The organism is Streptomyces phyllanthi (assembly GCF_009377205.1).
Classification (GTDB): domain Bacteria; phylum Actinomycetota; class Actinomycetes; order Streptomycetales; family Streptomycetaceae; genus Streptomyces; species Streptomyces phyllanthi.
Window position 1 is genome coordinate 1 of sequence record NZ_VJZE01000492.1, and the last position, 6570, is coordinate 6570.

Consider the following 6570-nt stretch of genomic DNA (forward strand, 5'->3'; position numbering starts at 1 on the left):
GGCTCGGGGCGGTCGTCGAGTCGGACGGGGTGAAAACGCCGGTAAAGGCGGTCGTGTTCCGCAAGGGCGCCACCGTCGGGTACATAAGCGCCGCGCCGAAGGGCAAGACCGACAAGGATTTCGCTGTTCCCACCGCCGTTGTGGATGCCCAACTGGTCAAGCTCGGCTGACAGCTGTCCTCGGAATTGGCAGATCTGGGCCACCGATGCCTTAGATGCTCATGCTCCGCGCATCCCGAGCTGGCTGAGATCTGCCAATCACTGAGCGCCAGCCTGCGATCCATCTACTGGCAAACGCACTCACTGCCGAGTTCGAGCTCCACATGGTGTTCAACGGCGGCGTGTGCACACGCCGGACAGCGTCGGGGAGACCCGCAGCAGGTTTCCCAACGGGAGGCGTCGTGATGCCCCTGCCGGCGGGCCCGGCGCCGGATGTCTCCCCGGGCCGGTCATGCTGCTTGCCTTCTTGAGATCCCTGCGGGTCAATGAGGCAGGTATCTGACGCTTAGTCAGTAGCACTGGAACTCGACCGGATGGGACGACCGATGAGGCGTACGAGGCCGAAGTTACGCGCCGCCACGACCGCCGCCACCTCGGCAGCACTGCTCGCAGGGACCGTGGCGCTTGCACCCGGCGCCATCGCCGTGTCACCGACCACCGCCACGGCGTACTACGACTGCGGTACCTGGGGCAGCACGATCTTGACCCTCAATGCCGCCCAGTACGGCACGACCGCGACGATCACGCTCGGCTCGTCGGACATGGTCGCCCCGATCGCCATCCCGGAGAACACCACGAACGCCGTACTGCGGCTCGAAAGGAACGGCGGACCGGACACGACCCTCTTCACGGGTCAGACCAATCCGCCCGTGCCGGCGGGTTCCCCGATCGAGCTCGGCCCGCTCATCGGCACCGTTGCCCCGGGTGACAGCCTGGACTCCTACGTCGGCGGGGACTCGCTGAGCTTTGTGATCTTCGGCATCAGCGTGAGGTGTGCCGCGATGACCAAGCAGTCGCCGGGCCCGTTCGTCTTCGACTGACGCGCCAGGGCCGTCCGCCCTGGCAAGGAGCGAGGAGGCCCGGGCCTACACCGAGGTGATCGAGACGTGCTACACGGCGGAGGACGCGGGTTCGGGAGCGTGAGTCCGGTGCGACTCCTTCTGGAGCTGACCGGAAGGGCGTGATCAGAGACCCAAGGCCTGAGCGAAGGACGAAAAGCCAGGTGTCACCACGCGCCACTCGCACTGGCGGGGGTTCGTCCAGAAGTCGCTGCCCACCACGCGGGGATCGGAGGGGCTGGTGCGGTAGTCGAGGGCGAGGGCCACGTCGTCACCGGGAACGCGGTTCACGGCGATGAGTACCGCCTGCTCGACGTCCAGCCAGGGGAGTTCAACGGGAGCCCGGTGACTGCTGCCTCGCACCTCGCGGAAAAGCTCAGAGCTGCGCGGATCGTCAGCGAACATGTCCATCGACCTGGACTCCCTCGTCATCTGTTCCGGACTGGTAAGGAAGTCGAGGGGCTCTTCGAACCACGGGATCAACCTCGACATCTCCACGTCACCAGGATGGCGCCACGCGCCCTGACGGAGCAGCGATGTCAGGTGCGCAGGCAGGGCCAGTCCACGGACCTTCGGGTCTGTCATGGCGGACAGGGTGCCACGCCCGATGCCGCCCCGAATCGGCTCAGCTGCGCGCGGGCGGAGTGAGGGTCCCGGAACGTATGCCTGCCAGCAGGTGGGCGAGGGGAGTAAGGGTGGTGGTGAGCTCGGTGGAAGGGGTGTCGCTTTCGCGGAGGTGGATGGTGGTGGGGGCTGATGCCAGTTCGACACAGGTGTTGCCCTCACCGCCGTCGGAGAAGGACGACTTCTGCCAGTGCAGGGATCGAGTCACGGTGCCTCCTCAGAGTTCCTTCGACAAACGGTGGATGAACTCCCGCGACGCCACAGGGTCCAGCGACGCCTTCTCCACCTTACGGAAGAGTGTGCGAAGTCGCTTCAGCTCAGGCTCCGCGTCGATGAACGCGATTCCGGTAGGGGCGTCCCGGAGCCCGGTGTCCAGTTGTGGCACCGGACCTCCCATGTACATCATCGAGGCCCCGGCGCCGGCGAAGCCGTCCTGATCAGTGGGGATGACACGCACACTGGCGCGCTCCTGCTCGATCAGGTCCAGAATCTCCCGGAGTTGGGAAAGGCTGGCCTGGCGGTCAGCCACGCGGATGCGCAGGGCGAACTCGTGGATGACCGTCTCGTACGGCGTGGGGTTGTCACCCTCGATGACAGCGCGTCGCCGCATTCGGTGCTCTACTCGGGGTGCCAACTCGCTCTCGGGCAGCTCCGGGCGCATGTACCGGAAGACCGCTCGGGCGTAGTCCGGGGTCTGGAGGAGTCCGGGAACATGGGTGATGACGACCTCGCGCAGGAACGCGGCATGGTGCTCCGCCTCGGCGACGTCCAGGTTCACCTGTGGCAACACACCTCGATACTCGTCCCACCAGCCACGTGTGCGGTCGCCCGCCATACCCGCCAGTGCGTCGATCAGCGCCTCGTCAGAGCAGGTGTAATGGGCGGCAAGGCGACGGATGCGTTCCGCGCTGACGGCTGCGATGCCCGCTTCCATCTGACTCATCTGGCCCGAGGTTGAGTTCAGGAACGCTGCCACCTCCCTGGCCTTCAGGCCCGCGACCTCGCGCAGCTTGCGCAGCTCCGTCCCCAGGCGCATCTGCCGCGCGGTCGGATGGCTCCTCGGCGCCATGCGCCCTCCCGTCCCCAACACCCTCGATGCTGTGCCACGTTCGGGTGTCAGGCTACGGCAACAGGTTGCATGGGCAGAAATTAGTGCCCTACATTCAGTGACGTGACGCACACGCTGCGGAACCCCGGGGCCCCGGAAGCGCACCACTCCGTCCTGCCATGACGGCTGTGGCAATGCCACCGCCCGCACCCGCCGCGACCTGCCAACTCCCCTTCACCCGACAGGAGATCGCCCATGCCCGAAAACCGTCCCAACGCCCTTGACGCCCTCGGCGGCCCTGACGCACTCGCCGAACTCACCCCGGAGCCCTGGGAGTACATGCTCTACATCCCCCAGGACCCCCGCGCCGTCACCATCAGCCGCCGCACCCTCCGCCTGATCCTGACCATGCATGGCCTGGCCCACCTCGCCGACACCGCCGAACTTCTCGCCACCGAGCTGGTCTCCAACGCCGTACGACACACCAAGGGCCCCGCCGCCCTGCGCGTGTACTGGTCGGCCGGTGTTCTGCGGATCGGCGCCTGGGACGCGGATCCCGAACCGCCTGAGCCCCCGAACCACCCGGCCCAGCTCGCCGATGCCGAGCAGGGCCGCGGCCTCGCCCTGATCCGTGCCTGCGCCGATGTGTGGGGCTGGCAGCCGCTGGCCAGGAACGGCAGCCGGGGCAAGTTCGTGTGGTGTGACCTTGCTGCCGTGTAGCGCAAGACGGTGGAGGCGCCGGAGTACGACGACGGCACGAGTGACATGTGGGCGTGCGGCAGCCTGTTCATCGGGGCGATTTCGGCGGCTGATCACTTCAGCCGCGCATGGCACGCCGATCGCACGTCGGTAGAGGCCCGTGGGCTCTTCACCGCCGACTGGAATGGCGTCGTTCGCCGGGGTGAGGCCGTCTTCCTGGCTGATCCTGTAAGCGTCGACGGTTTCGCTGCACCCTGGCGGATCTGTCCGGCTGGATCTCGCGTGGGGCAGGGAGCGAGGGCGCTGGCGGATGACTGCGGATTCCTTGAGGAGTACCAGCATGAGCCCCTTGGAGAACGCCACTGTGCTGGTAGCCGTGACGGAGAGACGCAGTGGGCCGACCGCCCAGGCTTCAGGTACAGAAGAAATGCTGGCCGTGCTGTGCACCTTGGTGTCCGCGTGCGATGTGGCGAGTGGGGCGGTGGCGCTGGTGACGGCCTGGGGTTGCAGGCAGCGCCGCAGGCGAGTGCCAGTGCGACGGCCCGGGCCGCGGGGCTGGGCGGTGTGGCTCGTCTCAAGACCACGGTCACCGCCTTCAAGGACGGTGACTGGCGCTGGGTGTACTACGGCAACTCCACCACCGGTAGCGTCAAGAGCAGCGCCGACTCCGTCGACGTGCGATAACGACACAGGAGGTACGTAGTGGCCCTGGTCGCCGTGTGGGAGCGGCCGTTTCGTACGTGGCACTTCGCGGTGAGCTACCGCCAGCTCCTGCTGCGCAGCCTGAGCGACTCTTCTCCCGCCCGGGTGGATGTTCTCTTCTCGAACGTCGCCTTTCTTCACATGCCCACCGAGTGCCAGAGGCTAGAGATCCGCGCAGGTGAGGACTTCGACCTGCCTGATGTAGAAATTCCGGCTGGCACTCGTGGGGAATGGTTCGCTGTCAATGGGGGCGTAGGGCGTATTTATGCGACACATTGCCAGTGGCATGAAGACGAAGGTAACGCGATGACCCCATCTCGCTTCGGCCCGCTCAGGAGAACGGACTGACATCTCGGAGGAAATGCAGTGCGGGATGGTCGTCGGTCCGCGGATGGTGGCGCCTCCAGGGGATCAGTATTGGTGAGCAGGGAATACGAGTACCTTAGAGTCAATCGATTTGGTTTTGCCGAGTACGCAGACATGGGTGAGCTATGTGGGCACCTTGATATCTCTGAGCTGACAGAAAATTTGAATCGCATCGTAAAACTGGTTCTGTTGGATGAACCTGGTATTCTCGATTCCATGTCGGACGCTGCCCAGGCAGACTTTGCAGTTCCTCTGGGGCTGTGTGCCAGAATGCTGCGGGGCGGGGACTATTCGACGATGGAACTGATATCGGCGGCCTGTACGGTTCGATACTGCGCAGAGCCGCATATGTCCGAGTTCCCTGACGAACTCGTGAGTACGCTGGCACAGCTCCCTCGTTGAGGAGCGACGCTGCGGTTCATGGACGATGTCCCAGAAGCCGCAGTCTTGCGGCGGACGAGGAGCTCGACCTGTCTGGCCGGTGTGCCCTCGACGTTCCAGTAGGGGCCTGTGCTTCGCGGGCGTCCAGGACGCCCGTCCAAGGGCAGACTGACGCGCAAGCCAAGAGCATCCCGCAACTACAGCGCAGTCCGGTTCCCTCTGACGCGCACGATCCGGTGCGGTTCGCCCAAGCCGGCGCGGTTGATCCGTCCCCGTCCTCGGACGACGCCTTCGGCAGTCAGGCGTTTCCGCAGTTCGGAAGGTGCGAGTGTGTCTTCGAAGCCCTCGCAGAGACCACGGCCCGTGTTCGCGTACTCGTACCGCACGGCGTACCTCTTCCCCGCGTACAGCCATTCACAGCGGACAAGGGGGCGGTCGAGGATCGCCTCGAACCAGTCGGCCGTCCGGCGCGCCAAATCCGTCGGACTTCCGGTGGCTGAAAAGGCGAACTCGGTCTCGGTCCCGGTCTCGGGGAGGGTGAAATTCTGGTTGTGGAGTTTGTCCGCATGGACGACGGTGCCGTCGAAGTGGGCTCCTATGGTCAGTACAACCTGGTTGCGCTCGGGATCGTCGATGTCCAGATAGGTCAATAGCTGGCGATACGGGGTGTGTGGTAGGGGCAGCAAGACGGTGCTGAGCGGATCCACGGGCCATGAGCGCGCGCGGTCGGCGAGAACGTCTGCGAACTCGCGTTGCGCGGTGCCCAGGTCGTCCTCGTCGTCGTACTCGAACCAGGGGATCGTTTCCATGGCCGCACTCTATGGGGGAGCTGGTCCGGGCTGCCGAGCAAGGCTTGGTGGCCCGCCTGGCTCTGGATGCGTTCAGCAGGCTGCCGGTGACGGATCAGCGTGAGTGCGGCAGGTTTGTCCTTGGGCTGGGTCTGCCGGACTTTTATGCCGTGGAGGATGTCGACAGATACCCTTAGGCTCTTTGACTGATTACAGGGGAAGAGAGCATGAAAGTCGAGATCGACAGGCACGATTGGGGTTCGCTGAGGAGCCTGAACGGTGAGGATTCGCTGATCCTGCGTGCGGCGCTTTGTGACCTGTGTGAAGCGACCTCCGACAGTGATGTGGATCTCGCAATTCAGAGGATCGAGGATGAGGCTGTCACGCAGGGACTCCTGTCGGAGTCGTCGGCTGCTGCGGCTCGGTGTCTCGTCCATGGGCTGTACACCCTTACTGGTTATGCGTTGGTCAGATCCCTGGAGACGTTGGCCGCCATCGCGTCGGGAGGCCCTGCGCCAGCCCGAGCGGCGACGCGAACGACTGTAAAGAGATGCCTGGAGGAGGTCTCCCTCGGGTTTCCTGCGTATTGTGAAATCCTGGAATCCTCAAGGGACATCGATTGCCGGAGCGCGGCCATTGACCTCCTTCTCATGTGTGGACTGCACGATCCCGTTTTGAGGCCAGCCGCCAGGTTTGCGCTGCAATCTGCGATTTCCTCCGGAACTCTGGTGGAGCTGGATGATCTGATGGCCGCTTCGCTCGCGGAGCTGGAACGGGGCTAAGGGCTGTCCCGTAACTGCTGGTCACGGATGAGATGATCTTGCTGTGTCTGGTGTGATCACGGCGTCGGAGCCCTCCTGGATAGCCCCGTTCACCGGGCTGAGCCCGCGTCAGTTCGGCAAGCT

9 protein-coding genes and 1 pseudogene are annotated in these 6570 nt (G+C 64.8%); 6 read left to right on the forward strand and 4 right to left on the reverse strand.

Annotated features, from left to right (window positions below; translation table 11 throughout):
• Window positions 1-616: 616 nt before the first annotated feature.
• Window positions 617-1039 carry a hypothetical protein gene (locus tag FNH04_RS38965; protein WP_322725135.1) on the forward strand — a complete coding sequence of 141 codons (423 nt, stop codon included), beginning with the start codon at window positions 617-619 and terminating at the stop codon, window positions 1037-1039.
• A 144-nt stretch (window positions 1040-1183) separates the two neighbouring features.
• On the opposite strand, the gene FNH04_RS38970 is transcribed toward FNH04_RS38965, so the two are convergent.
• The 3 genes from FNH04_RS38970 to FNH04_RS38980 all read right to left on the reverse strand — a co-directional run bounded on the left by FNH04_RS38970 (window position 1184) and on the right by FNH04_RS38980 (window position 2750).
• The gene (locus FNH04_RS38970) at window positions 1184-1468 is read right to left on the reverse strand and encodes a hypothetical protein (protein WP_228031864.1); all 285 of its coding nucleotides are present in this window, start codon (window positions 1466-1468) and stop codon (window positions 1184-1186) included.
• A gap of 214 nt (window positions 1469-1682) precedes the next feature.
• Complete coding sequence (locus FNH04_RS38975) at window positions 1683-1889, reverse strand: DUF397 domain-containing protein (RefSeq protein WP_322725136.1); 207 nt, start codon at window positions 1887-1889, stop codon at window positions 1683-1685.
• Window positions 1890-1898: 9 nt separating this feature from the next.
• On the reverse strand, window positions 1899-2750 hold the full coding sequence (locus FNH04_RS38980) for a helix-turn-helix domain-containing protein (protein ID WP_152790713.1): 852 nt from the start codon (window positions 2748-2750) through the stop codon (window positions 1899-1901).
• Window positions 2751-3068: 318 nt separating this feature from the next.
• On the opposite strand from FNH04_RS38980, the gene FNH04_RS38985 reads away from it, so the two are divergent.
• The 3 genes from FNH04_RS38985 (at window position 3069) to FNH04_RS38995 (ending at window position 4898) form a co-directional block, all read left to right on the forward strand.
• On the forward strand, window positions 3069-3449 hold the full coding sequence (locus FNH04_RS38985) for an ATP-binding protein (RefSeq protein ID WP_228031865.1): 381 nt from the start codon (window positions 3069-3071) through the stop codon (window positions 3447-3449).
• A gap of 681 nt (window positions 3450-4130) precedes the next feature.
• A complete protein-coding gene (locus FNH04_RS38990; protein WP_152790717.1) occupies window positions 4131-4478 on the forward strand; it encodes a hypothetical protein in 348 nt (115 codons plus the stop codon).
• A gap of 72 nt (window positions 4479-4550) precedes the next feature.
• The gene (locus FNH04_RS38995; protein WP_152790719.1) at window positions 4551-4898 is read left to right on the forward strand and encodes a hypothetical protein; all 348 of its coding nucleotides are present in this window, start codon (window positions 4551-4553) and stop codon (window positions 4896-4898) included.
• A 176-nt stretch (window positions 4899-5074) separates the two neighbouring features.
• Here FNH04_RS38995 and FNH04_RS39000 read toward each other — a convergent pair whose 3' ends face one another.
• Window positions 5075-5686 (reverse strand): hypothetical protein, encoded by a 612-nt coding sequence (locus FNH04_RS39000; protein ID WP_152790721.1) that lies wholly within the window; start codon window positions 5684-5686, stop codon window positions 5075-5077.
• A gap of 206 nt (window positions 5687-5892) precedes the next feature.
• Between FNH04_RS39000 and FNH04_RS39005 the strand changes: the two genes are divergently transcribed.
• Together FNH04_RS39005 and FNH04_RS39010 are read left to right on the forward strand one after the other, a co-directional pair.
• The gene (locus tag FNH04_RS39005) at window positions 5893-6447 is read left to right on the forward strand and encodes a hypothetical protein (RefSeq protein ID WP_152790723.1); all 555 of its coding nucleotides are present in this window, start codon (window positions 5893-5895) and stop codon (window positions 6445-6447) included.
• 43 nt (window positions 6448-6490) lie between these two features.
• Window positions 6491-6570: pseudogene (locus tag FNH04_RS39010) on the forward strand (IS5/IS1182 family transposase); the annotation flags it as partial.